Source organism: Thermoleptolyngbya sichuanensis A183, assembly GCF_013177315.1.
Classification (GTDB): domain Bacteria; phylum Cyanobacteriota; class Cyanobacteriia; order Elainellales; family Elainellaceae; genus Thermoleptolyngbya; species Thermoleptolyngbya sichuanensis.
In genome coordinates this window covers 1-26,203 of record NZ_CP053661.1, presented here as the reverse complement: position 1 = coordinate 26,203, position 26,203 = coordinate 1, and the positions used below count along the sequence as shown (strand labels likewise).

Annotated in this window: 25 protein-coding genes and 1 tRNA gene; 14 read left to right on the top strand and 12 right to left on the bottom strand. The window is 56.3% G+C overall.

Annotated features, from left to right (window positions below; all coding sequences use genetic code 11):
- The first annotated feature begins 90 nt into the window (after nucleotides 1–90).
- The 3 genes from HPC62_RS00130 to HPC62_RS00120 all read left to right on the top strand — a co-directional run bounded on the left by HPC62_RS00130 (nucleotide 91) and on the right by HPC62_RS00120 (nucleotide 3,380).
- Nucleotides 91–1,131 carry an adenylate/guanylate cyclase domain-containing protein gene (locus HPC62_RS00130; RefSeq protein ID WP_172353223.1) on the top strand — a complete coding sequence of 347 codons (1,041 nt, stop codon included), beginning with the start codon at nucleotides 91–93 and terminating at the stop codon, nucleotides 1,129–1,131.
- 179 nt (nucleotides 1,132–1,310) lie between these two features.
- On the top strand, nucleotides 1,311–2,942 hold the full coding sequence (locus HPC62_RS00125; protein ID WP_172358687.1) for a SpoIIE family protein phosphatase: 1,632 nt from the start codon (nucleotides 1,311–1,313) through the stop codon (nucleotides 2,940–2,942).
- Between the two features lie 3 nt (nucleotides 2,943–2,945).
- Entirely contained in the window at nucleotides 2,946–3,380 is a 435-nt protein-coding gene (locus tag HPC62_RS00120; protein ID WP_172353222.1) for an ATP-binding protein, read from the top strand.
- Here the strand turns inward: HPC62_RS00120 and HPC62_RS00115 are convergent.
- Nucleotides 3,351–3,530, bottom strand: a complete 180-nt coding sequence (locus HPC62_RS00115) for a hypothetical protein (RefSeq protein ID WP_172353221.1) — start codon at nucleotides 3,528–3,530, stop codon at nucleotides 3,351–3,353. The genes HPC62_RS00120 and HPC62_RS00115 overlap by 30 nt on opposite strands.
- Nucleotides 3,531–3,590: 60 nt before the next feature.
- Complete coding sequence (locus tag HPC62_RS00110; protein ID WP_172353220.1) at nucleotides 3,591–4,526, bottom strand: ferritin-like domain-containing protein; 936 nt, start codon at nucleotides 4,524–4,526, stop codon at nucleotides 3,591–3,593.
- A 259-nt stretch (nucleotides 4,527–4,785) separates the two neighbouring features.
- On the opposite strand from HPC62_RS00110, the gene cax reads away from it, so the two are divergent.
- A complete protein-coding gene (gene cax, locus HPC62_RS00105; RefSeq protein ID WP_172353219.1) occupies nucleotides 4,786–5,904 on the top strand; it encodes a calcium/proton exchanger in 1,119 nt (372 codons plus the stop codon).
- Between the two features lie 5 nt (nucleotides 5,905–5,909).
- Here the strand turns inward: cax and HPC62_RS00100 are convergent, their stop codons facing one another.
- The gene (locus HPC62_RS00100) at nucleotides 5,910–6,578 is read right to left on the bottom strand and encodes an ABC transporter permease (RefSeq protein ID WP_172358686.1); all 669 of its coding nucleotides are present in this window, start codon (nucleotides 6,576–6,578) and stop codon (nucleotides 5,910–5,912) included.
- 523 nt (nucleotides 6,579–7,101) lie between these two features.
- Between HPC62_RS00100 and HPC62_RS00095 the strand changes: the two genes are divergently transcribed.
- Nucleotides 7,102–8,616 (top strand): alpha-amylase, encoded by a 1,515-nt coding sequence (locus HPC62_RS00095; protein WP_225906842.1) that lies wholly within the window; start codon nucleotides 7,102–7,104, stop codon nucleotides 8,614–8,616.
- A gap of 1,034 nt (nucleotides 8,617–9,650) precedes the next feature.
- Here the strand turns inward: HPC62_RS00095 and HPC62_RS00090 are convergent.
- The 3 genes from HPC62_RS00090 to HPC62_RS00080 form a co-directional block, all read right to left on the bottom strand.
- Nucleotides 9,651–9,723: transfer RNA gene (locus HPC62_RS00090), tRNA-Ala, on the bottom strand.
- Between the two features lie 123 nt (nucleotides 9,724–9,846).
- Nucleotides 9,847–11,199: a pentapeptide repeat-containing protein gene (locus HPC62_RS00085; RefSeq protein WP_172358685.1), complete on the bottom strand. Its 1,353-nt coding sequence runs from the start codon at nucleotides 11,197–11,199 to the stop codon at nucleotides 9,847–9,849.
- 134 nt (nucleotides 11,200–11,333) lie between these two features.
- The gene (locus HPC62_RS00080) at nucleotides 11,334–11,549 is read right to left on the bottom strand and encodes a hypothetical protein (RefSeq protein ID WP_216655307.1); all 216 of its coding nucleotides are present in this window, start codon (nucleotides 11,547–11,549) and stop codon (nucleotides 11,334–11,336) included.
- Nucleotides 11,550–11,945: 396 nt separating this feature from the next.
- Here HPC62_RS00080 and HPC62_RS00075 point away from each other — a divergent pair, with 396 nt between their 5' ends.
- Both HPC62_RS00075 and HPC62_RS00070 read left to right on the top strand, forming a co-directional pair.
- Entirely contained in the window at nucleotides 11,946–14,363 is a 2,418-nt protein-coding gene (locus tag HPC62_RS00075) for a CapA family protein (protein ID WP_172353217.1), read from the top strand.
- A gap of 144 nt (nucleotides 14,364–14,507) precedes the next feature.
- Complete coding sequence (locus HPC62_RS00070; RefSeq protein WP_172353216.1) at nucleotides 14,508–15,950, top strand: carotenoid oxygenase family protein; 1,443 nt, start codon at nucleotides 14,508–14,510, stop codon at nucleotides 15,948–15,950.
- A 202-nt stretch (nucleotides 15,951–16,152) separates the two neighbouring features.
- On the opposite strand, the gene HPC62_RS00065 is transcribed toward HPC62_RS00070, so the two are convergent.
- From HPC62_RS00065 to HPC62_RS00045, 5 genes are all read right to left on the bottom strand, one after another.
- The gene (locus HPC62_RS00065) at nucleotides 16,153–17,313 is read right to left on the bottom strand and encodes an IS110 family transposase (RefSeq protein ID WP_172353215.1); all 1,161 of its coding nucleotides are present in this window, start codon (nucleotides 17,311–17,313) and stop codon (nucleotides 16,153–16,155) included.
- A 300-nt stretch (nucleotides 17,314–17,613) separates the two neighbouring features.
- On the bottom strand, nucleotides 17,614–17,844 hold the full coding sequence (locus HPC62_RS00060; RefSeq protein ID WP_172353214.1) for a hypothetical protein: 231 nt from the start codon (nucleotides 17,842–17,844) through the stop codon (nucleotides 17,614–17,616).
- A 3-nt stretch (nucleotides 17,845–17,847) separates the two neighbouring features.
- Nucleotides 17,848–18,117, bottom strand: coding sequence for a hypothetical protein (locus HPC62_RS00055; protein ID WP_172353213.1), 270 nt, complete (start codon nucleotides 18,115–18,117; stop codon nucleotides 17,848–17,850).
- A gap of 243 nt (nucleotides 18,118–18,360) precedes the next feature.
- On the bottom strand, nucleotides 18,361–18,558 hold the full coding sequence (locus HPC62_RS00050; RefSeq protein WP_172353212.1) for a hypothetical protein: 198 nt from the start codon (nucleotides 18,556–18,558) through the stop codon (nucleotides 18,361–18,363).
- Complete coding sequence (locus HPC62_RS00045; protein WP_172353211.1) at nucleotides 18,527–18,718, bottom strand: hypothetical protein; 192 nt, start codon at nucleotides 18,716–18,718, stop codon at nucleotides 18,527–18,529. The genes HPC62_RS00050 and HPC62_RS00045 overlap by 32 nt, the downstream gene beginning before the upstream one ends.
- Before the next feature lie 702 nt (nucleotides 18,719–19,420).
- Between HPC62_RS00045 and HPC62_RS00040 the strand changes: the two genes are divergently transcribed.
- Nucleotides 19,421–19,699 (top strand): hypothetical protein, encoded by a 279-nt coding sequence (locus HPC62_RS00040; RefSeq protein ID WP_172353210.1) that lies wholly within the window; start codon nucleotides 19,421–19,423, stop codon nucleotides 19,697–19,699.
- 180 nt (nucleotides 19,700–19,879) lie between these two features.
- Here HPC62_RS00040 and HPC62_RS00035 read toward each other — a convergent pair whose 3' ends face one another.
- Complete coding sequence (locus HPC62_RS00035; protein ID WP_225910658.1) at nucleotides 19,880–20,443, bottom strand: tyrosine-type recombinase/integrase; 564 nt, start codon at nucleotides 20,441–20,443, stop codon at nucleotides 19,880–19,882.
- Between the two features lie 200 nt (nucleotides 20,444–20,643).
- Between HPC62_RS00035 and HPC62_RS00030 the strand changes: the two genes are divergently transcribed.
- The 6 genes from HPC62_RS00030 to HPC62_RS00005 all read left to right on the top strand — a co-directional run bounded on the left by HPC62_RS00030 (nucleotide 20,644) and on the right by HPC62_RS00005 (nucleotide 26,190).
- Complete coding sequence (locus HPC62_RS00030; protein ID WP_172353208.1) at nucleotides 20,644–20,949, top strand: glucose-6-phosphate dehydrogenase; 306 nt, start codon at nucleotides 20,644–20,646, stop codon at nucleotides 20,947–20,949.
- A gap of 4 nt (nucleotides 20,950–20,953) precedes the next feature.
- The gene (locus tag HPC62_RS00025; RefSeq protein WP_172353207.1) at nucleotides 20,954–23,806 is read left to right on the top strand and encodes a hypothetical protein; all 2,853 of its coding nucleotides are present in this window, start codon (nucleotides 20,954–20,956) and stop codon (nucleotides 23,804–23,806) included.
- Nucleotides 23,793–24,632: a hypothetical protein gene (locus HPC62_RS00020; protein ID WP_172353206.1), complete on the top strand. Its 840-nt coding sequence runs from the start codon at nucleotides 23,793–23,795 to the stop codon at nucleotides 24,630–24,632. The genes HPC62_RS00025 and HPC62_RS00020 overlap by 14 nt, the downstream gene beginning before the upstream one ends.
- Before the next feature lie 96 nt (nucleotides 24,633–24,728).
- Nucleotides 24,729–25,253 (top strand): hypothetical protein, encoded by a 525-nt coding sequence (locus HPC62_RS00015; RefSeq protein ID WP_172353205.1) that lies wholly within the window; start codon nucleotides 24,729–24,731, stop codon nucleotides 25,251–25,253.
- Between the two features lie 9 nt (nucleotides 25,254–25,262).
- Nucleotides 25,263–25,517, top strand: a complete 255-nt coding sequence (locus tag HPC62_RS00010; RefSeq protein ID WP_172353204.1) for a hypothetical protein — start codon at nucleotides 25,263–25,265, stop codon at nucleotides 25,515–25,517.
- A gap of 364 nt (nucleotides 25,518–25,881) precedes the next feature.
- Nucleotides 25,882–26,190, top strand: coding sequence for a hypothetical protein (locus HPC62_RS00005; RefSeq protein ID WP_172353203.1), 309 nt, complete (start codon nucleotides 25,882–25,884; stop codon nucleotides 26,188–26,190).
- Nucleotides 26,191–26,203: the final 13 nt, after the last annotated feature.

Genomic DNA, 26,203 nt, shown 5'->3' with positions numbered 1-26,203 from the left:
ACTGCGTGGATTCTGCTGAATTCCTGTGGACGTGCTTGTAGAACAGGGAAAGGTAGAGTAAATCCGCCCTCTTCCTAAAGCGCATCCCCTATGCCCCTGCTCTACTATCTCCCCGACGAGCGCTGCGTCGAAACCGAGGAAACCGACACGATCCTCGCCTCCTCGCTCTATGCAGGTATTCCGCATATCCATGTGTGCGGCGGCAGTGCCCGCTGCTCCACTTGTCGAGTGTGGGTACTGGAAGGTCTGGAATACTGTTCCCCGCGCAACGATGCCGAAGATGGTCTGGCCAAGCGCCTTTGCTTTGACCCGAAGATGCGCCTGGCCTGCCAAACCCAAGTCCTGGGCGAGGGCAAGGTCACGGTGCGGCGACTGGTAGTGGATGCCGAAGACATGTCGCTGGTCGAGCAGCAGCTAAGCGGGCAGCGCAGCGCTATTGGCGAGGAGCAAATGCTGGCGGTTCTCTTTGCGGACTTGCGGGGCTTTACTGCTTTTGCGGAAGTATTGCCCGCCTACGACGTGATTTACGTGCTGAACCGCTATTTCAGCCGCATGGGGCAAATCATCGAACGCTACGGTGGCATCATCAATAACTACATGGGCGATGGATTCATGGCGCTATTTGGCTGGAACTGTCCTGATCGCCCGGTGGAGCGAGCCGTCCGCGCCGCGTTAGACATGCAAACTGCAATGGAAGCATTTAACGCCTACCTGGAAACGCTCTATCAGCGCCAGCTCAAAATTGGCATTGGCATTCACTACGGCTCGGTGGTGGTGGGTGCGGTGGGCGCGTCTCCCAAGAGCCAGCAAATTACCGCCATTGGCGACACGGTGAATCTGGCCAGCCGGATTGAAGCCGCCAACAAAGCGGTGGGGACTAGTCTCCTCGTTTCCGAGGCAGTCTATCAACAGGTGCAGCCGCTGGTCAGCTTGGGTCGCCAGTGCGACATGTCGCTCCCTGGCAAGAGCGGCGAATATCGACTGTATGAAGTGATCGACATTGCGCCCGATGCCACCGGGGCGATCGCCCTCCTGGCGCAATCCTGCCAACCCCAAAAGCCCTCCCGCTTCCGACGGGTATGGGTCTGGCTGCGTCAGCTAGGGAGACGGATGATCGGCGTGGGAGAATAGGATGAAGAGACTGTAATGAGCCAGAATGAGCCAGCCACTCCTCTGATAGCGATCGCCTTCCTCTGGGTACTTTGGGTGTAAGAGCGTGAACCCTGGAGAATGGCGATTTGGCGATCGCATACGACCTACAACAACCCGTGCAAAACAAATCCCCGGTAGAGCGAAACAAGTTGCGGCTGATGGTGGTAGACGACGAAGCCGACAACCTGGATCTGCTATACCGCACGTTTCGGCGCGACTTTCAGGTGTTTCGAGCAGACAGCGCCCTGGATGCGCTCAACCTGCTGGATCAGGTGGGTGAAATGGGCATCATTATTTCCGACCAGCGGATGCCCAAGATGAACGGCACCGAGTTTCTCAGCCATGTCGCCCGCCAGTTTCCCGATACGATTCGGATTCTGCTTACGGGCTATACCGATGTCGAGGATTTGGTAAACGCGATCAACGCGGGCAAGGTGTTCAAATATATCACCAAACCCTGGAACCCAGAAGACCTGATGACCGTGGTGCAGCAGGCCGCCGATACCTATCGCGTGGTCAAACAACGCACCAACGAGCTGCATCGCGCCCTGCGGCGGGAGTCCATTTTCAATAAAGTTTCCACGGCAACCCGCGAATCGCTGGACTACCAGAGCATGATGCAGCGGATCGTAGAGGTGCTGGGGCAAACCTTTGGGGCAACCTGCGTGCTGCATCCGGTAGAGCAGGACACAGAGGGCGTAATAGGCGACGACGGCAACACCTATCGCCTGCTGCCCAACCTATTCAGCTTTGGCCATGCCTCTGGCGAGGTCGCAAAAGCCCCGGTTCTGCCAAATGATGCGCTGCTGGCCGCTTTGCAGAGCCGTCGGGTGCAGCTTTCGGAATCAGACGAGCAAGAGACCCGGCTGGCGCTGCCGCTGATCTATCAGCAGGAATTGTTGGCGATCGCCAGCCTCCACCGCCAGGGACAGGCGATCGCCTGGTCAGAAGAAGATCTTGACCTAATTCAGGAAGTGGCAGAACGAGTCGCCCTGGCTATTTCCCAGGCCAAGCTGTATCAGCGCATCCAGCGACAAACCGAGCAAATGCAGGCAGAACTGGCCGTCGCTCGTCAAATCCAGACCAACCTGCTGCGCCAGAGCTTGCCCGAACTGGACACCGCCAAAATTCAGGCTTGTTGCCACCCAGCGCGGGAGGTCGGCGGCGACTTTTTCGAGGTTTACGAGCATCCCCAGGGCGACCTCTGGCTGGGCGTAGGAGATGTGTCGGGCAAGGGCGTTCCGGCAGCTCTGTTTATGGCTAGCGCTATTTCGGTGCTGCGGCGCGAAATTTATCAGGAAAGCCCGCCCGATCCGGCTCAGGTCATGCAAAACCTAAACCGCAGCCTGATGGATGATCTGGTGAGCAACAACTGCTTTATCACGATGGCGCTGGCCCGCTACAGCCCCGCCACGCAAGAATTGGTGTATGCCAATGCAGGGCACATCTACCCGATGGTTTGGTCGGTTAACAAGCCATCGGCTGAACCGCTATATCTAAAAGAAAGGGGGGTGCCGTTGGGCATCTTGCCCGTGTGGAAGGCGATCGCCGGCCGGCTGACGCTAAACCCAGGCGACCTGCTGCTCCTCACCAGCGACGGCATCACCGAAGCCACCCTCGCTCACCCACACGCTGCTGGCAACAGCCTGATGCTCGGCCAGCCAGGTCTTTGGGAACTGCTAAAACAACAGCCCCAACCACTTGATTTATCCAAACTGCTTTCCTGCATACAGTCACAAAGCCATGCCCAGGAAGATGACCAAACCATACTCTCGCTGGAGGTTCTGTAGTCCATGAAAACCGAGTTGCATATTCCCAGCGACCTGAAGTTTTTGCAAGTAGTCGAAAACTGGCTGCTCAATTCGCTGGAGCTAGAACTGGGCGATTTGGTGGACTGGAGCCATCAGTCGAATCGGCTGCGGCTGGTGCTAGTGGAGGCCTACTCCAACGTCGTGCGCCACGCCCACCGCAACCAGCCCAATCTGCCCGTACTGATTCGCCTAGAGCTAATCGATCGAGATATCCACCTGGAAATCTGGGATCATGGCCAGGGCTACGACCTTTCCACCTATCTGCCGCCTGCCCCAGATGATATGCAGGATGGCGGCTATGGCTGGCTGATTTTGAATCGCCTGATGGACAAGGTAGAATACCGCCTCCAGGTAAGCGGGCGCAATTGCCTAAAGTTGCAAGCGACCCTACCAGAAAAAGCGGGGGTGGAAGGGTAGGTGGTTGGGGATTAGGGGGCGATCGCCCCGCCTGGCAACAAAACTAAAGACGAAGCGCTGGACACCGTTTCTCAGGGATTCATCCAAGCGCTTGCCCAGAGAGGGCAGTCCAAACGCTTCGTCCGCATCGCCCAAATTATGCCGGTTCACTGTACTAGTCACTGTGCTTGGACTTCCGCGCTTGCGATAAGTCCTGTGTGCCCAACGGCACTAATTGGCCGCAGCGTTGGCAGCACTAGCCTTGTTAGGCTGCGGCTTCTTGCCATTGACATCCCGCGTCAGCCCGCTCAGGAACATCGGCACAAACCGTTCCACAAATGCCTGCGGATCGCGGTTCCAGACTCGCTGGATCGCGTCGAGGCGGGTGCGCTGGAGGTCGGGCGACAGCAGGCTTTGGGGCAGGCGCTCCATCAGATATTGCGGGCGCTGCCACGCGGGCAGGGTGTTGGCAATATCCAGCAAATGACCCACCCGACGCAGCTCAGCCCCGGCGGTAATGTCCATGCCCGACTCAAACGCAGCTTGCTCAATCGCGGCGTGTTTGCGTTTGGCGTGTTCGACCTTGGCGCGATGCTCCGGGCTTTTGTCAGCCATTTGGGCTAGCCAGCGGTTGCCCCAGCGGACGTGGGCGGCTTCTTCAGGCAGAATGCGCTCCAGGGTTTCCCGAATCTTGACGTTTTCCTCGGTCTGCGGTGCTTGCTTGAGGGCGTGGATATGACCCGAAAAGTATTCACAGCCGCGCTTTTCGGTCACGTTAATGGCCGCCAACGATGAAATCACAAAGTCATCCAGGCTCTCAGGGCTAGGCGACTCCTGATCGAGCAACCGCTCAAATTCTTCGATGTAGGACATACCGGGGGGCGTGCCTACGCTGCTGCCCAGGTCTACCAGCAAATCTGTCAGCCACATGGCGTGGCGAGCTTCGTCCGACACATGCCGCGATAGGTCTTTGACCAGTTCGGCGGGCTTCCCATCCAGTTGTTCGATCAAGGTAGTCAGGTCTTTGCAACTCCGCTGTTCGCTGTAGCGATAGCGATTGAGCGTGATCAGGTGTATGTCGCGATCTCGAACCACTTGTTTCATCACGTCACGGGCGCTGAGGCTGCCCAGGGAGCTTTGCAGCTTGCGGGGGTAAACGACTGTCATAGCGAAGAGTGAAAGATTGTTGACTTTTGTAAAAACTGCCTAGATCCTAACCCAGGTTCCCAAAATGCGGAAAACCCCTATGATTCTGGGAGGACGAGTTCAGTCATGGTTTAATCACAGTTTGCTCGCTACGGTTTGCTCGCCTTGAGTGTGACCTAATGCCGTGGCTGAATGCCGCTTGATTGGGTCGAGCGATCGCCCTCTTATCTCTTGTTATCTCTCTTGTTATCCTTTGTCAAAAGCCGTCCAGGACGCTTGCATGAGTACTAAAAATTTAATCTTTTCAGTTTTGCTCATTTTCGTGCCAATCTCGCTGCTCTCGCATTACGTGTTTCATTGGGGAGAACTGGTGCAATTCGCGCTGGCGTGTCTGGCCATTTTGCCGCTGGCGGCCTGGATGGGCACGGCGACCGAAGAACTGGCAGTGGTGGTAGGGCCATCGCTAGGCGGCTTGCTGAATGCGACGTTTGGCAATGCAGCAGAATTAATTATTGCGATCGCCGCCTTGCGGTCTGGTCTGGTAGAAGTCGTCAAAGCCAGCCTCACAGGTTCGATTATTGGCAACCTGCTGCTAGTCATGGGGCTATCCATGCTGCTGGGCGGACTGCGGTACAAGGAGCAGAGCTTTCAACCCGTGCTGGCGCGGGTGAATGCGTCAGCCATGAACCTAGCGGTGATCGCGCTGCTGCTGCCAACGGCGGTGAACTATACCTCGTCGGGTATTTCAGAGCCGCTGATGCAGAAGCTATCCGTCGCGGTGGCAATTGTGTTGATGGTGGTCTACGTGCTGACGCTGCTGTTTTCCATGAAAACGCACAGCTATCTGTATGACGTAGGCGTGGCAGATCTCAAAGGTGAAGCGGGAACCACCCACGACGAAGAACACAGCGACCACAAGCCCAACCCGGTGCTGTGGACGGCAGTGCTGCTGGGCGCAACGACCTTTATCGCGCTGGAATCAGAAATTTTGGTGGGGTCGCTGGAGGTGGCAACCAGCAAGCTGGGACTCACGGAATTATTTACAGGCGTGATTTTGCTGCCGATTATTGGCAACGCCGCTGAGAACGTGGCAGCGGTCGTCGTGGCCATCAAAAACAAGATGGATTTGTCCGTTTCCGTGTCGCTGGGGGCCAGTATGCAGGTTGCCCTATTTGTCGCGCCGATCCTGGTGCTGGCGGGGCTGATTTTGCATCAGCCGATGGATTTAAACTTCAACCCGTTTGAGGTCGTCGCGGTGGCCGTGGCTGTGCTGATCGCCAACTCGATTAGCTCCGATGGCAAGTCCAACTGGCTGGAAGGCGTGCTGCTGCTGGCGACCTACGCCATTCTCGGCATCGCCTTTTTCTATCATCCGGTGATCGAAGCAGCCGTGAGCTAAGGGGCCTAGTTCCGAACCCCGAACCCTGCTTTCAGCCGCCCGATGCGGCGCTGGAGTCGGCGCGTGGGGCTGGTGGCCCATTCCAGCGAGAGCAGTAGGGCGTTGATGGCAAAGGCCAACAGGGAAACGGCGATCGCCCCTGCCCAAATCTTGTCGTAGCGGCTCTGGGCAATGCCGTCGAACAGCAGCGTCCCCAGTCCGCCTGCACCAAACTTTGCGCCAATGGTCGCAATGGCGATCGCCACAATGGCCGCCAGCCGCAGCCCCGCCAGAAAAATTGGCAAAATCAGCGGTACTTGCACCCGCCACCAGCGCTGCCAAGGACTCATGCCCATACCCCGTGCCGCCTCCAGCACCGACGGCTTAATCCCCTCCAACCCTACGACCAGGTTTCGCACCAATATCACCTGCGTATATAGCACCATCGCCACAATGACCGACCGCGCATTTAGCCCAAACACAGGCACCAGAAAGATAATCAGCGCCAGACTCGGAATCGTATACAAAATGCCCAGTCCGCCCAGCACAGGCACCGACAGCCAGCGATAGTGCGTCACCAAGAGCGCCACGGGTAGGGCAACCAGAACGGCGATCGCCAGCGCTGCCAGCGTCATCTGCAAATGTTCCAGTGTCAGGTTCCAGATCAGGCTTGGGTTCCGCAGCAGGTAGAGCATCAGGAGTTGGAAGGAAGAGTTGGGAGTGAGGGAGACGAGCCGATGATATCGAGCCGATGATATAACAAAAGGCACTGGGAAAAGGGCGTATTGGAGTGTTGGAATTTTGGGGAATATTGGTAGCCGCTTCCCTCTCTCTACCGCCCCAACCCCCGCACCGTGCTGACCATCACAACCGACAGGCTCCGGCTCACGATAGTATTCTTTAATCCTGTTAGAGCTTTTCCAAAGCCAGCAAGGTTTGTGGGGAGTCCGCAACCCCCTTATTCTTTTAGCCCAGCGCTGACCTCACCCCGCAAGGAAATGCCGTATCTAAAAAACCGCCCCTTTCGCAGAGGTTCAATCGGGATGCCCTATGAGTAACAGCACATTTCAGCAACTCCGTGAACAGTTTAAGGCTCTGGGTACGCAGCTTAGCAAGGAGATTCTCGAAGAAGCCAAGCGCTCCGTCATCGATTGGCTAAACCAGAACGCTGCGGAGCTATCCCATAAAAACCCCAGCACTGAGTACAACGGGGTTTTCATGCAATATTTCCACTGGTATTTGCCACCCGATGGCACCCTCTGGAAAACGCTGCAACAAGACGCAGGGGCGATCGCCAAAGCAGGTTTTACGGCTCTCTGGCTGCCGCCAGCCTACAAAGCAAACGGCGGCGGCTACGATGTCGGCTATGGCGTATACGACCTGTTTGATCTGGGTGAGTTTGACCAGAAAGGCAGCATCCGCACCAAATACGGCACAAAAGACGAATACCTGGCCGCCGTCAAAGCAGCCAAAGAGGCCGGACTGCAAATCTACGCCGATGTTGTGTTTAACCACAAAATGGGCGGCGATGCAGAAGAAGAAGTAGAAGCGGTGCCTGTAGATTCCGACAACCGCCTAGCGGCCGTCGGCGGCGTTGAAAAAATTAAAGTGTGGACACAGTTCGATTTTCCCGGTCGAGGCGACAAATACTCCAGCATGAAGTGGCGCTGGTGGCACTTCGACTCGGTGGATCACAATATGTATCAGCCAGGGCGCTATCAGATCTATCGCTTTAAGGACAAAAGTTTCCAGGACAAAGTAGAGCTAGCTCACGGCAACTACGACTATCTCATGGGCTGCGACCTGGACATGACCCACCCAGAAGTGCGCGGCGAACTCAAGTATTGGGGCGAGTGGACGCTGGACACCGTAGGCGTAGACGGCTTCCGCCTAGACGCAATCAAGCACATCCACGGCGACTTTTTCAACGACTGGCTGGATCATCTAGAGGCCTACGCCAAGCGCAGCCTCTTTGCCGTGGGTGAATATTGGACCAAAGACCTGGGCACACTGCACTGGTATCTGGCCAACACCGAAGGTCGGCTCTCGCTGTTTGATGTGCCGCTGCACTACAACTTTTACGAAGCGAGCAAGGCAGGTGGCTATTATGACATGCGGAAAATCTTGGACAACACCTTAATGCAGCAGGTGCCGCTGCTGGCTGCCACTTTTGTAGACAATCACGATACACAGCCGCTCCAAGCGCTAGAATCTCCTGTTGAAAACTGGTTCAAGCCGTTGGCCTACGCGCTGATCTTGCTGCGGGCGGAGGGCTATCCCTGCGTGTTTTATGCCGACTACTACGGTGCCCATTACAAAGACAAAGGGCGCGACGGCAACGAGTATGAAATCTGGATGGATTGCCACAAAGACATTCTGGATAAGCTGCTGTTTGCCCGCAAGCACTTTGCCTACGGCGAGCAGTATACCTATTTTGACCATGAAGACGTAATCGGCTGGACTCGTCTAGGAAACGAAGCGCATCCCCGCGCCCTGGCCGTAATCATGAGCGATGGCCCAGGTGGCAGCAAATGGATGGAAGTGGGTAAATCTAATGCCGTGTTTTACGACATTACCGAACATGTGAAAGAGCCAGTGCAGACGAATGCGGATGGCTGGGGCGAGTTTCGCTGCAACGGTGGGTCAGTGTCGGTATGGGTGCAGGCGGATTCGCTGGTGGATAAGGTATCGACTCTGCTGGCGAACTTGGGACTGCTCTCGTCAGGGAGCTAAGGGGCGATCGCTGCGGATGTAGCCTTTGCGAATGCAACCTTGATGAAGGCAGCCCCGATTCGGATTGCTTAGGGCCGCAGCGATCGCCACCGAGCAAATATAAAAGCAAATATTAAATAGAAAATATCAAAGCACGTAAAAGGGGACTAGACATTTGTGACTAGCCCCCTCTTTCTGGATTCAACTTAACTTGAACACTGAACCAAATTGAACGGTTCCAATTGAACTTGAACTCGATTTGAACTTAGATCTCGATCAGATTGATCGGATCAAAACTGAATGAACTCTCCTAGCTGAACAGCATCAGCCACTAGTTGAAAACTATACGAAGTAGTTGTCAGTGAAGCTCAGTTCGATTTACTAAGGGTTGACCAGAAGCCATCACAAAGCTCCTGCTTATTAGCCTTTCACCCAACCTCTATAGAAGGTGTTGAAGCTATGGAGTGACATTGACTTGCTGCTGACCTTCGGACTGTAGATAGCGGTCTAGCAACTTGAAATGTACGACTCGCTCTGACTGTAGGATGTAAAGACTAATCGCATCGAGTGTGATGCCGGAGATTAAGCCGGAGGCACAACGCTCATCTCCAAAAAGTTTTGTTTCTCTGGGTTCTTAACCAGATTTGTGCCTGCATTTAAACTAACACTAACCTATTTAGATTTGGAAACCCTTTTACCAAAGTTGAAATCGGTTTACATCGCTCAATATCTTGGTGACAAAGCGAAAGGTAAGGCAGAACGAACCGGGCAACCCCAGGCAGCGGGCGATCGCCTACCAGTCCTTGCCCTATGCCTCCAAGCCCTAGGGCGTGTTTTAAAACCCTTTGATCCCCCTAGCCCCCCTTAACAAGGGGGGAACCGAGCCGAGCCACTCCGGAAGTCCCCCTTTTGAAGGAGGGAGATTGACTCAGGGCAATCAATGACCTAGAGAGCTTTAAAGCAGTGCCTAGGTCTACAGGCCCTATGCCTCCAAGCTCTCCTGCAAAACGCCTCTGAATCGGCCATGCAGTAGTCTTGGAATTGCGTTTCGGGAATGGAGAGTAGGGAACTCGAATCCCTGGCCTCTGCGGTGCGATCGCAGCGCTCTACCAACTGAGCTAACTCCCCGACAGGCATCATTCGTATTGATGATTTGCTATTTTAGCAGGGAAGCAGGGAGGTGAAGATCTTCTCAAAAAATCTGCCGCTTGAGCGCGGAGGGCGATCGCCCCGGTTTCAGTCCCCCTGCTACTAGCGGGACGCATCCAGCAGATTGGGAATCCCTTCGCAGCCACCGGGAATCGTAGCGCGGGTTTTTTCGCTGCCCCAGGTGCAGCAATACCATCGCAATTCCTCAGACATGCGGGTGGCATTGGTGAAATCGGCATCTTCGATTACTGCGCCCGTGTAGGCTCCTGTCGTGTAGTCGGGCGGGTGTGTGCGGCTGCGGGGGGTAGCAGTTTTGGCAGAACCGTAGAAGAATCGAGTGCTTTGCAAGTCTGCTCCTGCCAAACTCGCTTCGCAGAGAATGGTTCGGGAAAAGTTTGCCTTTACCAAGTCACAATCGCTGAGGTTGGCGCGGATTAGGTTTGCGTCGCTGAGATCAGTCCAGCGCAGGTCGGTGCCCGCCAAGTTCGCCCCCGCCAGCATCACCCCCAAATCAATCACGCGCACGCCGAAGGTGCGGTCTTCTTCGTAGCCGCCAGCCCCGTCCAGGATGGCGCGGCCCAGCAGGCGATCGCGCTTTAACGGGGTCAACAGGCGCGATCGCGATAGAAACCGAATCACCTTGGCTTTGCCGCCCGCATCAACGCTGCTGAGAATCGCGGCGGTGCGTCCAGCGGCGATCGCCCGCTCTTGGGGCCAATCTTCCAGCAACCCCTCAGAGTCCAGCACCAGTTCAGAGATGCCCTGAAAGTAGGAGTCGATAGTCTGTTGCTGGGTGATTAGGTTTTGCTGAATCGTCAGGTCTTTGGAAATCACATACTGCCGCCAGGCCACATAGACCGCAATCACGGCAATTAAGATCTGCCCGATCGCTCCAAAAACCTCGCCCAGCGCACCCACAGCATCCCAATCTAGCTGCGCCGCCCAGGCACTCATCCAGGTTCCCAGGGGGCTAAACCGCACTAGCCCGACCAGCCCAACACTCAGCCCCACCAGGGCGATCGCCAACACCTGCTGTCGAGCCGACAGCATTTCTCGAAAGACCGCATAGAGATCTTCCCAAACCACCTGAACTGACAGCAGCAGCGCCACTAGCGACCCAACAATACCTAGCCAGCCCAGGTTAAAGACTAGTCCCACTAGCGTTACGGCGATTGCCACAGCCAGCGCGATCAGCACAGGCTTTTGCTGTCCGGCGGGCAGCGCTTCTAGCTCCTCAGCCCGCATGGGGGCATATTGATTGCCCCGGTCAACCGTGATTAGCCCGCGCTCTCTGGGACTGGCCAGCCGTGTAACCGTGCGGGGGAGCTTGGCCACCTCGTCTTCGTCGTTGCTGGCAGCAGAAGCAAGAGAAACCGTCAAATCAGGCGCAGCATCGGACGATAGAGGACGCTCTGGCGGGCGCGGCGATGAGTTGGAGTCGGGCATCGGGGACATCGGAGGCATCAGGGCGATCGCAGCTAAAACTTACCGCAGATTCTAGACGCAAACACCAAGACATGGCGTATCGCTCGCGCTAAAACCGCTCTAAAGCCAGCGCCAAGAGTCTGCCAGAACTGGATGGGCGATCGCTACAGCCCCGGCGGTGCAACAGATTCCGGCGCTTCCCGCTGCACTCGCCCCTGCTGCACGGCACTATGGAGCAGTTGTAGCGCTTTCAGGTCTACTTCGCTCTGCAACTGGCTATTCAGCAATTGGCGAATCAAGCCTTCGGATTCGACGCTCAAGCAGCCAGTCTGGAGCGCGGAGCGGACGAGCCGATCAATCATAGAACCACGATTAGCCATGACGAGTTCTTGGTAGCTGAGTAGGGGGACTTGGGCGGATACCCTGAGCGCAACCTGAGGTGCAATTTGACATGAAACTTGAAATGAGTTCAAGTTCAACTGTACTAGGGCGTAACTAGTGCGCTTCACCAAAATCTTCTAGAAACGGGAAAATCTATTCTTAAGTATCTTAATGTTAAGGACTTCAGTATTTCTTGGCTTGACGGCGATCGCTCCTAGCCCGTGATGCTAAACGCAGACTATGGGTGATATTGATCACAGACAAAATTCGTTAAGTTTCCGCTTCTTTCGATACACTGTGGGTACTCTTGTTCGATGAAACAAGCGATCTGCTAAACCGGGCTTCGGTCGGCGCGGCGGGCGGTTATTTGGTTGAACCCTCAAAGATGTTTTGAAATGGCTATGGACTTGGATACCTTATCTCAACCGTCTGTATTGCAACTGGCGCGAGCCGGAGATTTTCGGGCGATCGCCTACTGGTTGAACACCTACCTTGTGCCACAAAATATCTACGCCCGGGTTGCGCTGGATCGGCCCGGCTGGCTGCTGGTGATGGTGGAGTTTTTCCGCGAGCCAGAGCGCGATCGCCTCAATCGCTTCATTTGCAGCCGCCTCGTTCGGCTCAACTCCAACTTGATCGAAGGCGTGCGCGTGCTGGGGCGCGTCATGGGGTCTGCCGATATCCGCTGGGATCAGTCCTTTCGGCTGGCCGCTGCGCCCGCGCCAAATCCTGCCCCCCCTCTGGCAAGTGCGCCGCGCCGCAGGACTCAGCGACAACCGATGGGGCGATCGCCATACCGCACATCTTCTTCGCGCCGCCGAACCCTTGCCCCCGTGCAGCCTACCCCTGTGCAGCCTACCCCCGTGCAGCTTGCCCCTGAGCAGGTTGCCGAACGTCTGGTGGCACGGCCCGCTCGCCCGCGTCGTCCGGCAACCGTTCCCCCAAACGCGCTGGTGGTTCATCCCAGTCGCGCAGTCCGCCCGCACCGCCGCAAGGCTGCTCAGCGTCGACCGCTCCGTCCCGTCGAAGCAACGCTGCCACGGGTGGCGCTGCCCGTTGTTCATCTTCCAACCGTGCAAATTCCAGCCGTTCACATTCCAACGGTTCACATTCCGCCCATTTCGGTAGAAATGCCCCGCATAGACTGGCCGACGGTGACGCTGATCCTGCCCGACTGGCAGGCGTGGGGTCTGGCCACCGTGCAAACCTTCGATGCGGCAATGGATGCCACGGTGCAGGCGTTTAATACCACAGTCGATCGGCTGGTGGACATGGCAGAACGGGTCAGCCCGTCTCAGGTCGGCCGCATGGCAACCACAGCCGCCGCCATCTTTTTAGTGGGCTGTGGTGTAGAACTGATGCGCCGACTCGATCCGGTGTCCCTGCTGACGGGCACGCCCACGATTGCCACGTCCACCGGTCGGATTCCCGTGCTGCGGCCCGCGTCTGACCTCTCTACCGTGCCCGACCCCACCACAGTAACGCTGGCCTTTAGCAGCGAGTCGCCTTTCCGCGTGCCCTCGCTGTATGGCCCCGTGCCAGACGCGGCTCCTACGCCCTATCCCTATCCCGATGTGCTGCTGACGCGGCTCGATCCGCCTATGTTAGAAGACGTTGCGGCGGAACCGTCGCCCTTGCCCAATGCGGGGCTGACGATGGTGAACGTGGCAGCGGTGAATGCGGCGGCGGGAAATCGCGTTGCGGGAACCGGGTCGGCAGATACGCCTGCTGCTCAGATCAGGCAGGCGATTCAAACCCTGGAGCAGCAGGGGCTACGTCCGGTCGGTGCGGGGCGAAACCGCCGCGAAGCCCGCCAGCCCGAAATTGTGGAGGTGCGGGGCAAGCGTATTGCCTACCTGGGCTACAGCGATTCAGACTTGCAGGCGGCGAGCTTCTGGCGGGCGGGCACCAATCCGGCGCTGGAGGAGCAAATTGCCGAAGATATTGACGCGATTCGCAGCCAGGTCGATTGGGTGGTCGTGAACTATCACTGGGGCGAGGCGTTGGCCAGCTTTCCGAGCGATCGCCAGGTGCGGCTCTGTCGGTTTGCAATTGACCACGGTGCCGATCTCGTTGTGGGCTATCATCCCACCGTGCTGCAAGGGGCAGAAATTTACAAAGGACGGGCGATCGCCTACTCCCTGGGGGATTTTATTTTTCAGACAGAAAATCCCGACCAATCTACGAGTACTGAGCCAGCCGACTATAACACCGCCATGCTGAAGGTGTCGCTGCGGGAAGAACAGATGCGACTGGAGTTTTTGCCTGTGCAGGTGAAGCAAAACAAAGCGGCGATCGCCCCCGCAGACAAAGGCCAGGAGATCTTGCGCTATCTGGAGCAAGCCTCGGCTCTATTTGACCAGCCGCTCAAGACACCAATTATTCTGGATCGTCAGGCTCCCCTCCCGGCATCTCCTGACGCTTCGCCCTCCGACGCGCCCGCCAAGTCCTTCACCGACACGCCCGCCGATCCGGGTAACACGCCTAGCGATAGCTTTATCGACTATTCCACCGAGGAACCCCTCTCGCCCACCATCTTGCCCAGCGGAGCCGAGGCATCTCCAACCCGCAAAGCTCCTGAACCTGCCAAGGCGATTTCCGGCCCCATCGTTCAGCCAGACGTGACTCCGCCCATGACTCCGGCCCCCCCTGCTGAAGGGGCGATCGCCCCAGTCGAAGCGCCTGTTCCTGCGGCGGATGCCAACCTGAGCGAACCCGCCCCAGACGCAGCACCAGCCGCGATTGGGGATGATCCAGATGACGCGCCTGCGGACTCAGCGGACTTGGTGGAGGAACCCTGGGTTGAATACTAAAAATAATAAAGGGGAATCTCCGTAGAGGATGATCAAGGGAGGGCATCATCAAGGGCAGTAGCGGGCGATCGCCCGTTGGGCAGCCTGCCAGTCGCCCCGTATCCCACGAGTACGCTACGCTATCGCTAGCAGCCTTCAGCGATTATGCGTTCCGTTTCTCCCAGTCTCCACTCCCCAACCTCCTCACCCGCTTGGGCCGCAGCGGTTCTGCACACGGCCCAGGAATTCTTGCCCACGCCTCTGCCCGTTCTGGAGGGGCGGGTTCCTGGCGGACTGCGAGGCACGCTCTATCGCAACGGGCCAGGGCGGTTGGAGCGCGGCGGGCAGCGCATGGGGCACTGGTTCGACGGCGATGGTGCGATTCTGGCAGTGCGGTTTGCCAAGGGCGCGGCTACGGCCACCTATCGCTATGTGCAAACGGCGGGCTATCGGGCAGAGGAAGCGGCGGGACGGCTGCTGTTTGGGAATTATGGCATGACCCCGCCAGGGCCGCTGTGGACTCGATTTGGCAAGCTGCCCAAAAACGTGGCGAATACCTCCGTCTTGGCGCTGGGCGATCGCCTCTTGGCGCTGTGGGAAGCCGGACTGCCCCACGCGCTCGACCTGGAAACCCTGGAAACCCTCGGCGCGGAGAACCTCCACGGACTGGACGGGCTGCCCTTTTCGGCCCATCCTAAGCGCGACGGCCGCACGGGAGAAATTTTTAACTTTGGCGTGTCCTTTGGGCGCAGCGCCGTGCTAAATCTCTATCGCTGTGCAGCAGATGGCACGGTGAGGCGGCGGGCGGCGATTCCGCTAGAGGGCATTCCGCTGGTGCATGACTTTGTGCTGGCGGGACGATACCTCGTGTTTTTGGTGAATCCGGTGCGGATTCGGGCGCTGCCGCTGTTGCTGAATCTACAAAGCGCCAGCGATGCCTTTGCCTGGAAGCCGGAGATGGGGACACAGATTTGGATTTTTGACCGGGAACGCTTGAGCCTGATCAGCCGGGGCGAGGCGGAACCCTGGTTTCAGTGGCACTTGGGCAACGGCGCAGAAACGGCAGCGGGAGACATCCTGCTGAATCTGGTGCGCTATCCCGATTTTTCAACGAATCAGTTCCTCAAGGAAGTCGCCACAGGCTGCACCACCACCCGCACCACGGGCACCCTATGGGAACTGCGCCTCGATCCACAGTCCGCCAAAGTATTGGGCATGAGCGCCGTGGTGGAGCGGGGCTGCGAGTTTCCCACCGTTGCGCCGAGAGACGTGGGGCAGCCCTGGCAGCACACCTACCTCACGGTTCACCTGCCGAAAGCGGAGGAGCAAGGAGAGCTATTTGGGGCGATCGCCCGCTATGACCACACCACCGACACGCTCACTGTCGCCGCCGCCGGGCCCCGTCGCTACGTCGTGGAGCCAATTTTTGCGCCCGATCCAGAGCATCCCACTCAGGGCTGGCTGCTGACGGTGGTCTACGATGGCGATTGCCACCAGAGCGAGGTCTGGATCTACGCGGGCGATCGTCTAGAAGCGGGCCCTATCTGTCGGCTGGGGCTGCCCAGCGTCGTCCCCATCGGCTTCCACGGCACTTGGCGATCGGTATAGTTGCAGCCTGATCCTCCAGCCAACGCGATACGATTGGAGGGAACTCGATCGCTGATCCTGCGTGTCTGGTTTCAAGACCTGTAACCGAGTCTCCTTCGCGTTACGCCTGCCTTAGTCTACGGTTTGTAGAAATCTAATGTAAACAAGAGGGCGATCGCATATAAACAAGAGGGCGATCGCATTCCGATCGCCCTCTTGTTTTCTAAGCTCCGAACTCTATAACCAGGGCTTTATAGTATCGCTCTATCCAGCGGCGGGCGATCGCCATATACCCCTTATTGTCGTATTTGTGTTTCACCAGCTTGAAGTCTGAATCACCCTCACCCCCTTGTTTTTGCGCCTTTTTATCAAGCAAATAGGCGCTGGCTACTGAATTCCTTAGAGCCGTCCGCGCCGCGCCGTTGCCGCCCGCTACGTACCCTTCCCAGTCGCCAGACTGAACCCAGACTAAACCCATTCCGCAAGCTAGCTTAAACGCCCTCAGGGACTCATCCTTTCTCACCCTGACGTTGTTTTCTCTGGTGTGCTGGTGAACAATCCGCCGCCGCCCGCCTTCCAAGAATTGCTCAAAAGGATAAATCGAGCCGATTAGGTTTGCAGAGAGCCACAAACTAAATCCGCAGCCTGCTGCTGCTCGCATGTAGCGGTCGTATTGAGGTTTTTCTAACTCAGCTTCAATCGCCTGCTCTACGGCGATTTCTTCCACCTCTATGGCGATCAGAATTCTGGCCAGCGCCGCCGCGTCAACTCCTATTCCCGTCCCCACGCTTTCGCTCAATTCTCTTTCCCACTTTGGCGTGGGTTCTCCAGCGATCGCCCGCAAAGCTCCAGGAACTCCGCCGCCCCAATTCCTTGCCCAGCGCCGCCCCGCCAGCTCCGGCGCTTCGTAGGTCAAGCGTTGCCTCAAATTGTTCTGAAACCCGTTTTTTTGACGGTTTAAGTGACTGTGCAAAAGCACCAAGTCGGAGAGCGTGGTATCTCGCTCTAAAAGGAACGCGCCTGGGCGATCGCGCCTCTCCAGTCCATACATTGCCAGAGCGATCGCGTCTAGCTTGTCGGTCTTACTGGCAAACTTCCAGCCTTCACGGTAGCTTTTCAGCTCCCAGTGACCCACTAAACGGTATTCCCGCCCCGCCTGGCGCAACCAGTGCCGCCAAATTCGCGAATAGGCCCCGGTCGGTTCCAAAATAGCAACTTCAAACTTTAAAGCAAGCAATTCAGCCCGCCCCGCTTCCGTCGCCTCAATTTTTTTGGGACGCTGCCGACTGGCAAACGTCTTGGGATTCTCCGGTAGTTCGGAAAGTAAACAATAGGTCGCGCTAGACTTGGAAACATCCAAGCCCAAGGTGATGAATCGGTTCATTCTGCAATTGCCTGCTAGTGTCTAAGGGTGCCCTAACGGGTTCCCACTTTGGTTTCAAGGTAGGCAGAATGAGAGCGTGAAAGGGTGCCCTTTAGACTAAAAGGGTGCCCTTTTGCTTGGCTGCCTACTAGTGTCTTAAGGTTCCAAGCGGGTTCCCGCTAGACTTAAAAGGCTTCCACTTTCACGGCGGATACTTTGGACGTATGCCGCGACGCAAGCCGGTTGGCTTACGTTTCGTCCGCTACGTCAAGCGGACTCGTCAGGCGTTTCTATTTGTGCAAACTGAAAGTCTCGAAATTGTCATTTCATCTGCCAAAAATCATCTGGTGGCCCTGGTGCAATCGGATCGGCGTGATAGTCTACCAGTCCGCTATATTGCTCTCTGATTGCCTTTTCTGTGTTCTGAAGCCGATCGCATAGATCGGCTGTTGTTTCAAACACACCAGAACTGAGCAAAAACTGAATCTCTGCCAGTTCCCTAGCGACGGCGCGTTCCCAGTCGTGAAAATAGGGCAGTCTCTTCTCACCCATCACCTAACCTCCAACCCCTGATACTCTCTCAAGCCCTGGAAAGAACCGATCGGCCAGACGGGTAATATACTCAAACCGCATATTTTCCGGCAGTTTATCAAGCCGCTCGATCGCCTCAGCAGTCCAGAGATTTAGCAGCAGATAGCGCGGGTCTATGCCCTTGCGCTGGCAGTCTGCCAGCACGCTATTGGCTATTTCTTCAATCAGCGCTGAATTATCAAACAAGTCGGTCTGTATGTAATTTGGGGCGATCGCCCTTTTTAAACCAGTCATAATTCTCCTAGTGTCTGCTTTGTAGTCGCTAGGGCTGGTTTGGGGCGATCGCCCGGCGCAATTGGTGCGATCGCCCTTTCCAGCCTGGATAGTGTCAGCTTTTTTTTAGTAGTCGCTTTGTGAGCTTTAGTACGGGATTTCAAACGGCCAACACTTCGGGCGATCGCCATGCACCAGGCGATACTTCAAACCCGTAGGGGAGAGGCTACCCGTAGAGCATCAATCCTTTGCCCCGCCGTTTTTTTAAGCGTAGTGAATCCTGATTTTCAGGTCAGGCAGTAGCTTTTCAAGCCAGTCAGCCACCCGCTCTGCTTGACCCAAAAACACAAAATGACGAATTGACAGATATTCGCCTTCAATCCAGACGCTCAAAATCCAAGCGCCGCCGGGATAAATGAACGGTGGAAAATCAACCCGACGCATCACACCACGCCAGAACATAGGAGCAATACGGCGTTACTCGGTTCAGAAAGCGCAAGGTTCGCTCTGCATCGGCCCGCCACACGTAAGACCCGATCTCAATCCAGCGACCGTCAATCACCCGGTATATCCTCCAGCCGGGCGGCAGCACTTCCACCGCCTGGCGCTTAATTTTGGGCATTGGTCAAAACCCCCATTTCAAGCCGAACGATTCAATCGTGAAGCGGAATAAATCCCACTCCAATAGCGGAACATATACTAGTAAATAGCACAATACTCTAGCTTTATACTAGTATAAAGCTAGAGTTATCCTGGGAAATATTTACAATTAGGGTTGTATTCAAGTGGTTAAAAGCGATGGCTGGCCGCAGAAAGACCGAACACCTGAAAAGAGGGGAACCCAAAAGCGCTCAAATCAGTACGGGGATAACTCCGACCGGGAAAAAGGGATTAGAGGAAGTGGCAGAATCCCTGAATCTGTCGGTGGGGGAATTGCTGGAGCAGGTTGGGAGGGGGGAAATCAAACTGGAGTCGCCAATTCAGGGGGAATCCTTAAGCGACTCCTAAGCCGTCTCAAGTCGCATGAGAGGATGCTGGAAACCCAGCTTTTAGATGTTCGGACGGAGATTCAAGCCCTAGAAAATTGGCTAAGGGTCACTGATTCAAATGCCCCATAGGGGAACCGAAGAAAGCCCGACGGGTTGCCGTCGGGCTTTGGTGTTTCTATATGCCATGCTGTGGCAGGCCGCTTCCCGACACTAGGCGGCGGCCGCCGCCGCGGGTCGCCCATCGAGACTTGGTGACTGCCTCGATCTGATCGTAAACGCGCTATAGCTGGTTTACGATCAGATCGTTTACGATCAAATCGAGTACCGCCGCTATCATGCCCCGCAATAAGCGCAAACCCTTGTACAGCCGTGTTTACGATCACGGTTTCCATGACGCGGTTTATATCGTGCCGGGGCGATCGCCCCATTTGTACTACCGCTATCTATGCAATGGCGGCCGCCATGTTGCCTACTCGCTGCATATTCCTGGCGGCAACACTAACAGCCCCATCGCGACGGGGCGGGCGATCGAAGTGTGCCGGTGGATGCGCCGGGGCGAATCCCCGACGGCGATCGCTGCGCTCATTAACACTTGGAGCAACGCCCCAGCGTGACCCTACTCAAACAAAGCGCCGGGCACTGATCAATCAGTCCCGGCGGGGTTAGACTCTTGTTCTCCAGAAAGGGCCCCCCTTGCTGGACTTTTCAAACATAGCAGACAGCACACCAGACAGCGCCGCCCCGCCTGGTGTTGCTCTGGCTTAGTCCAGCAATGGTCAAGGCAGCGATCGGGTTCACAGAAGAGCGATCGCTCGGACGGTAACTCTGGGATCAACTTCTATATACCTCTGCAAGCTTTGAAGACTCCGGTGCCCTGACACTTGCTGAATCACCCTTGTACTCAGCCCCGCCCGCGCCAGCTCCGTAATCGAACCGCGCCGCGTTGAATAAGTGGAGTATCCGCGCAGCCCCAGGCTGGCGTAAGTGCGCGCCAGCGCTTTGTAGTAAGCCGAAAAGCTGAGATGCCCCTCTGCACCAGCGCCGGGAAAGAGAAATCCGTCCGGCGGCGGCGTATAAGCTTTCAATTCCTGACGCAGGGCCACCGATACCGGACACTCGCGCGTAACCCTATCCTTTCTGCTGCTGCTGGGTAGCACCAGCACCGACAGCGGCAGCTGCCTCGCCGCGTCGCTATAAACCTGATCGACTCGCAAGCGCAAAATTGTGATCGGTCGCTCGCATGTATACCAACACATTGCAAAAATCAGGCGGTGTGTCGGGTTTGCGATTGCCGCTAACACAGTTTGGAAATCACTCTTAGAAAGTGCCTCAGCTTGCCCATACCGATTTATTTTCATATCCCACTTTTCTGTGGTTAAAATAGTGAAAACGGGATGCCTAAAATCAGTGCCGTAAAATAACACGCCGCAAACGCTGAACCCCTATAGGTTTGGCGTTTTTTCTTGTTTCCATCTTTTATCTAAAACTGTGCAATTGAACTGCTTTAGCTAATAGCTTATTAATAGCTTGTGTAGCAATTCAATTAACACAAACTAGTATGACCTCGATCAATCTAGCAAGCGATATTCCTTCACAGATCAACACGGTAGAAAAACTTGCTGCCTGGTGTTCTCAACTGTTGGCAACCTTGAATCCCAGCGCCACCGCTATTGAAGGGGTGGGATATACCGAGCGGGTCGCCCAATCTGGTGTTTTTTACGTCGCAGCGGATAACAAATACCGTCGCCTCATCCGCCTATCGCTGGAAGTTTCACCGGATCATGAAGCGGGCGGCCTCAAGCCCTGGCAATACGTCCAGGAGATCAGTAATACCCCAATCCCCGCAGCGTTCAAGTCTAATTAACTAAATGGACATTGCGCTATTGTCGCCCGGCCAGCAATATGACTTGCTGGCCCAATCAGCGGAGGCAGAAAGGGCGATCGCCGCCTATCAGACTCGCGAGGGCATTCCCAGCACAATCGACACGCCCTCCTGGATGCGGCCGCCCCCGCCGGGAACGCGAGGCTTAGAAATTCCTCTCGCGCCCTTGCCGCCTGACCCCAACGCAGAGCCACCGCGCCCGGATCTGCTTGCGTCTCAGCGCTCTCAAGCGCTGCAAGAGATTGCTAGGAATACCCGGCGACGGAACTACGCTGATTTCAAACAAACCCTTTCTGAGGCTACCCCGTCGCAGCTTCGGCTGATTGAGCGCTACGTCCAGGAGTCTAAAACGCCCGATTTCGTTAGAAACCGCGTTTTTCAAGAACTCCAAACGCGAGGACTTTCCCCTGAAAGCTTCCAGGGATCCCCTCGCCCCAACCCAACCCCGCCGAATCGCCCGCCCAGATCCACCGCCGCCCGACCCACGCCAACCTCCCTGGATAACTCCCCGGCGCTGCGAACTCAGGCGACCTCCGGGGCCAGAGCGGCGATCACAGCAACCGCCCCGCCCCGCCCCGCGCTACCTTCCCACTGGAACCTTTTTCAGCCGCCCGGATCACCGCCGCCGCCGCCCGCCGCCCGCAATATCCCGGCCCCACCCGGATCGCCGCCGCCGTCTCTGCCTCAAGCCGCCGCCCGCGGCCGCCTAGCCTACGGGGCGGCGGGCGGCGCTGCCGATTTTGGTTTGCGCCTTGCGGCGGGCCAAGATATTGGTCAAGCTGCCTACGGCGCGGCGGCGGGCTTCGCGGGCAGCCTTGCAGGCCAGGGATTAGGCCAGGCGATCGGCACTGGTTTGGGATTCGCGTTTGGCGGCCCACCTGGGGCTGCCGTAGGTGGAACTCTGGGTGGTTTAGTCGGTGGGCTTGCAGGGGGATACGCGGCGGGCGCTACCGCCGATCGCTACTACCCCGGCAATAACGCCCCGCTGCCGGGAACCCCGCTGCCTGGCCAAATAGAAGAACTGCCGATTCCCCGCCCCCTAGCGCCGCCGGGGAACGGCAATGGCGGCGGTAGGGGATTCCCCGCCCCGGCCGTGCCATTCCAGTCGCGCCCCCTAAACTCTCCCCCTGTATTGGGTCAAGACGGGCGGATTGGGCAAGAGGTTGGGCCCTACCGGATCAGATACCAGGCCCCGGCAGGAAATTGGGTCAATACTCAAGCCGTCTACGCAACGGTAGAGAGCGAAATTTGGGGCCCCGTAACCTACAGCATCAGTTATGGAAACCTAGAGAACCATTGGACTGTTAGCGTGCGGTATCACGGCGACGCAAGTGGCGGCAGATCGGAAAACGTGATAGTCAGCAACACAAATTATTTTGTTGGACTGGCCGCCCAAAACGCCCCGCCTCGTGGTTTCACGATTCAAAATCTGTCTATTCCCGGAAGCGTCCCCCAACCCGCCCTAGTCCCAAATCCTTTCGCTCCAACCCCGCAAAACGCCCCTAACTCTAACCCCAACAATTCACCCTCAGATCAATATCACCCCAACCCAATCCCCCAAACCCCGCCCAGCCCGACCGGGCAACCCACCGGGGAACCCGGCCCCGGCAACCTTGGCGGAAACGAACCGGAACTACAACCAGCGCGATCGCCCGATCGTGCGCAGCAACCAACGGCGGGCGATCGCGCCTATCCACCCGGCAACGCTACCCCTAGCGGCGTAGGGCCAGGACGCAGCAACTTTCCCACTATTCCCGTTCTACCTGGTGCCGCTCCCAGCGCACTTCCCCGGCAGCAGCGGGCCCGCGTCACCGCAAGCGCCCAGCGCCCCACCCCAGTCACCCAACCTCGTGGGTCAGGCCTGCCCAACCCGCCGCCGCCGCCCACTACCCCTGGGGAACCGTGCCGGGGCAATCGTTGCGCCCAGCGCCAGTTAGAGGGAATCAATAACGCCAATAGCCGCCTATTGCGATTGGAGCAAGCCCTATTGGGCGGCGCTGACTTAGGCGGTAACGCGGCGATCCTTCGCAAGCTCGAAGAAATCGATCAGAAGCTTGGGCCGCAAATCCCCAACGGCGGAATTGGAAACTTTCTCAAGCGTCTGTGGGACAACCTGGGCCTCGGCAAAATCCTAAACGTCTTAACGTTTTTGACAACGCTGCACAACGCCCGAATGTTGAGCGTTGATATCATCGAAACCCTGTTTGCAGGGTTCGATCAAATACTTGCTGTTGCACGGTTCGACGATTTTCTGAAGAATAGCGACGGTGAAAAAATCAGCACCTCTGAGTGGGTTGGAAATGCGATAGAAGACTTTTTCAAGTCAGTTTTAGGAGATGAGACGGTAGAAGAGATCAAACTCAAATATCAGAAGTTCAACCGCATTTATCAAGCAACCGCGAACCTCCTAAACGCCTTCCAATCAATAACCTGGTCGATTCTAGAAGCGTTAGAAGTGCTTGGACAGTGGATTGCCAAAATCGGAAACGCGCTCAAAAAGTATGGTGTCGTTTTCGAGCGGGCTTACGCCTGGATGAATCCCACACCCGACTTCCACAACAAGCTGTTTACCAAGCTTGAGAGAGCAGAAAACCTGGTTAACAGCTTGGTGCAAGTCACCAGCTCTATCCAGGAAGTGGATGAATCGATTCAGTATTTCAACCAAGCGCGAACCGAGCTGAAAAATCAACTCGAATTATCCGCCCCTGACATTGAGCGAGATCTACCAAATAACAGAGCGGTTTCAGGCAGCGAACTTCTAAGAGCGAGGCAGAGCGCCGCGCCGCCGATCGAAGAAACAGACCTTAACCGTCCGGAGGAAGACGATGCCCCTACCTGAAGAATTTAGCGAGTGGGAATTCCTACAATCCACCCTGCGTCAGGTTTACAACCGGGAAGTGAACGCTGAATTCCGAGACCTCAGTGAAGAAGACTCGATCGCCACGCCCAGAGCTGCGCTGAGAACAGCTTGCAGGCTGACGGACAACGACAGCGCTTTGCAAACGATTCTCCGAATGCTTCTTTTTTATTTTGTCCTCCGTAAAGCCCGTGATCTCCAACGCCCTGTCTACGGAGTTCCACTTGACGATTATCAAAGCCTTCACAAGTTTGCACCTTGTGTTCACCTCTACTTTCGTCAGGACTCCAGCGGAGTGCCCCCTGGACGTGCGCCCGTTCGTGCCCGAATTTCCTACCGAATTCGCAACGAAACCAGCCTGACCCTCACTGAGGCAGATCTCCGGAATCATGCCCTCAGAATCCGAACTGAATTTGCGCCCAGCTCCAGCGGTTGGGTGTGGACTAAAGGAAAAGTCTTGGTGACTTACAAAGACGTAGAACGCGGGCTAAATCTGCAAATTTACGCACTTAACCAATCCGAAGCAATTGGCTTGATTCGCAAAGTTTGCGATTGTGCCCAAGCCCCTTACGACTCAGATTTAGTGGTTACTCACAATTCAGAGCGCAGTTTTCCCGCTAACCCTGGCACTACGGTAATTTTGGGGCGATCGCGCCGCCGCCCCGTAATTCGTCCTACCGCCCGCGTTCGGTTTCAGCGCGCTACTGCCTCAGTCTGGGGTCTGCCGCAAGATATCGCGCTTGTTGATACGCCCTTTGCCCGCAATAACCCGCTGGTGTCTGTGCCAAACCTGGGAGGCGACGATTAGTTATTTGCAGCCCACAACCCCTTAAGGGTTTGTTAACTGTGTGCAGCGCCCGACGGATAAGGCAAGCTTGGATCAACTATTTGGAGAAGAATTCACATGTCCCGCCGCCGTTCTCGCTATATCGGTATTTTTCGCGGAGGCCGCGCCGAAGAAATCGATCGGTTAATTGGTTATCTCCGAGGCACTAACCGCGCTGTTTATCCAGAGCGACAAGGCAACCGGCCAGACCAGCAAAGAACGTTTGCACGTCCCTTCTTGGAGGGCGTTGGCAGTAATTTCTATCTGGAAGCTGCCAGTAATTTAAACCGCTGGGGTACGATTTCTGGCGCGTTGGGAACCCGTGTAAAAACCACAATTACCGGAAGTGAAACCGCGTTCAAAATTCCCAATTTCTACAATCCTCGCGCCGTGTTCACTTACGGAATTTCTGGGACTGGCGCTCCTAGAGTTAGCCAGATCACAGGTAGGAGTTATAAGTCTTACGGCGGCGATTCCGCTGTGAGCCAGTTTGGGTTGGTGGCGGCTGGGGACACGCCCGAATCTGAATTCGCCGCAATTAAGACCGCTTTCACGACTGGTCAAACTAACCGTCGGGTTTCCTACATTCCACCGTCCTACTAAGATGCCGCCGTGTTTTTGTGGAACCCGTTTTTGAATTTTCAAGTCCACCCCGACGATTTAACGCCGGGGTGTGATTTGTGCCCAGATGTGCCCGACGGACTGACGGCGATCGCTCAGTATTGCGCTCGTCAAGCCGTCTTGCGTGACGTTTTTTTAGGAAAGCTTCACCCAGACGACTACCTGGATTGCCTGATTGAGCAAGGTCTGAGCGCTGATTCCTACCTGTCCTCAATCGACGGCGTTTTAACCGATTTGGACTTGTGACCCCGTGCCCTGGAATAGCGCCGGAACAATCAACCTTGCCCCGCTGGAATTTGTCTTTTTTCCTGAAACCTTTGTGGGAGATCCGGCGGGCGACACATTGCGGTTAACTCACTCCGGGCCACTCCGTTATCGCAGCTGCTTGCTGAGGCTCTACACCACTGGCGGGCCGGGACAAACAGTAATTTTGCTGTCTTGCCGTGTTTGGCAAACAGCAGAACCCCGCTTGATTCGCGTTGAATATCCCCGGGCCTTTTCAGCCTCAGAAGGTGGGCTTCTGCTGTTAGCAGCTGCCCGTCCCTGGCGGTGGAACGTTGCCGATCCGCCCTGGTCTATCACGCTTGAGTATTTTTCTTGAGTCCTAACCGTGCTGGAAACTTTTGCAACTATCGTCGGTCTAGCGCTTTCAATAGGGGGAACCTTTCTAGGGGTTTCTCGTTTCTACGCCAATAAGCTGAAAGAGATTATTGAAAGGCAGAAAGAGGCCGCGCGCAAAGAATACGCGGCTGAGCGTGATTTTGCTCACTTACAGCGCAGTTATCAGCAGTTGCAAGTGAGCTTCGACCAATTGAGTAGGGACTTTGACCTCAAAATTGATCGCCTAGAGCTAAGATTTGCCCGTATAGAGATGTTAATTAAAATCATGAGCAAAGACAATCTACTGGACAAAGAGTGAGTTTCTACAGACA

Bases quoted from the DNA above. Each gene is read 5' to 3' on its own strand.
- HPC62_RS00130 (WP_172353223.1), top strand. From the start codon at position 91: ATGCCCCTGCTCTACTATCTCCCCGACGAGCGCTGCGTCGAAACCGAG.
- HPC62_RS00125 (WP_172358687.1), top strand. From the start codon at position 1,311: ATGGTGGTAGACGACGAAGCCGACAACCTGGATCTGCTATACCGCACG.
- HPC62_RS00120 (WP_172353222.1), top strand. From the start codon at position 2,946: ATGAAAACCGAGTTGCATATTCCCAGCGACCTGAAGTTTTTGCAAGTA.
- HPC62_RS00110 (WP_172353220.1), bottom strand. From the start codon at position 4,526: ATGACAGTCGTTTACCCCCGCAAGCTGCAAAGCTCCCTGGGCAGCCTC.
- cax (WP_172353219.1), top strand. From the start codon at position 4,786: ATGAGTACTAAAAATTTAATCTTTTCAGTTTTGCTCATTTTCGTGCCA.
- HPC62_RS00100 (WP_172358686.1), bottom strand. From the start codon at position 6,578: ATGCTCTACCTGCTGCGGAACCCAAGCCTGATCTGGAACCTGACACTG.
- HPC62_RS00095 (WP_225906842.1), top strand. From the start codon at position 7,102: ATGCAATATTTCCACTGGTATTTGCCACCCGATGGCACCCTCTGGAAA.
- HPC62_RS00085 (WP_172358685.1), bottom strand. From the start codon at position 11,199: ATGTCCCCGATGCCCGACTCCAACTCATCGCCGCGCCCGCCAGAGCGT.
- HPC62_RS00080 (WP_216655307.1), bottom strand. From the start codon at position 11,549: ATGGCTAATCGTGGTTCTATGATTGATCGGCTCGTCCGCTCCGCGCTC.
- HPC62_RS00075 (WP_172353217.1), top strand. From the start codon at position 11,946: ATGGCTATGGACTTGGATACCTTATCTCAACCGTCTGTATTGCAACTG.
- HPC62_RS00070 (WP_172353216.1), top strand. From the start codon at position 14,508: ATGCGTTCCGTTTCTCCCAGTCTCCACTCCCCAACCTCCTCACCCGCT.
- HPC62_RS00065 (WP_172353215.1), bottom strand. From the start codon at position 17,313: ATGAACCGATTCATCACCTTGGGCTTGGATGTTTCCAAGTCTAGCGCG.
- HPC62_RS00060 (WP_172353214.1), bottom strand. From the start codon at position 17,844: ATGGGTGAGAAGAGACTGCCCTATTTTCACGACTGGGAACGCGCCGTC.
- HPC62_RS00055 (WP_172353213.1), bottom strand. From the start codon at position 18,117: ATGACTGGTTTAAAAAGGGCGATCGCCCCAAATTACATACAGACCGAC.
- HPC62_RS00050 (WP_172353212.1), bottom strand. From the start codon at position 18,558: ATGTTCTGGCGTGGTGTGATGCGTCGGGTTGATTTTCCACCGTTCATT.
- HPC62_RS00045 (WP_172353211.1), bottom strand. From the start codon at position 18,718: ATGCCCAAAATTAAGCGCCAGGCGGTGGAAGTGCTGCCGCCCGGCTGG.
- HPC62_RS00040 (WP_172353210.1), top strand. From the start codon at position 19,421: ATGCCCCGCAATAAGCGCAAACCCTTGTACAGCCGTGTTTACGATCAC.
- HPC62_RS00035 (WP_225910658.1), bottom strand. From the start codon at position 20,443: ATGAAAATAAATCGGTATGGGCAAGCTGAGGCACTTTCTAAGAGTGAT.
- HPC62_RS00030 (WP_172353208.1), top strand. From the start codon at position 20,644: ATGACCTCGATCAATCTAGCAAGCGATATTCCTTCACAGATCAACACG.
- HPC62_RS00025 (WP_172353207.1), top strand. From the start codon at position 20,954: ATGGACATTGCGCTATTGTCGCCCGGCCAGCAATATGACTTGCTGGCC.
- HPC62_RS00020 (WP_172353206.1), top strand. From the start codon at position 23,793: ATGCCCCTACCTGAAGAATTTAGCGAGTGGGAATTCCTACAATCCACC.
- HPC62_RS00015 (WP_172353205.1), top strand. From the start codon at position 24,729: ATGTCCCGCCGCCGTTCTCGCTATATCGGTATTTTTCGCGGAGGCCGC.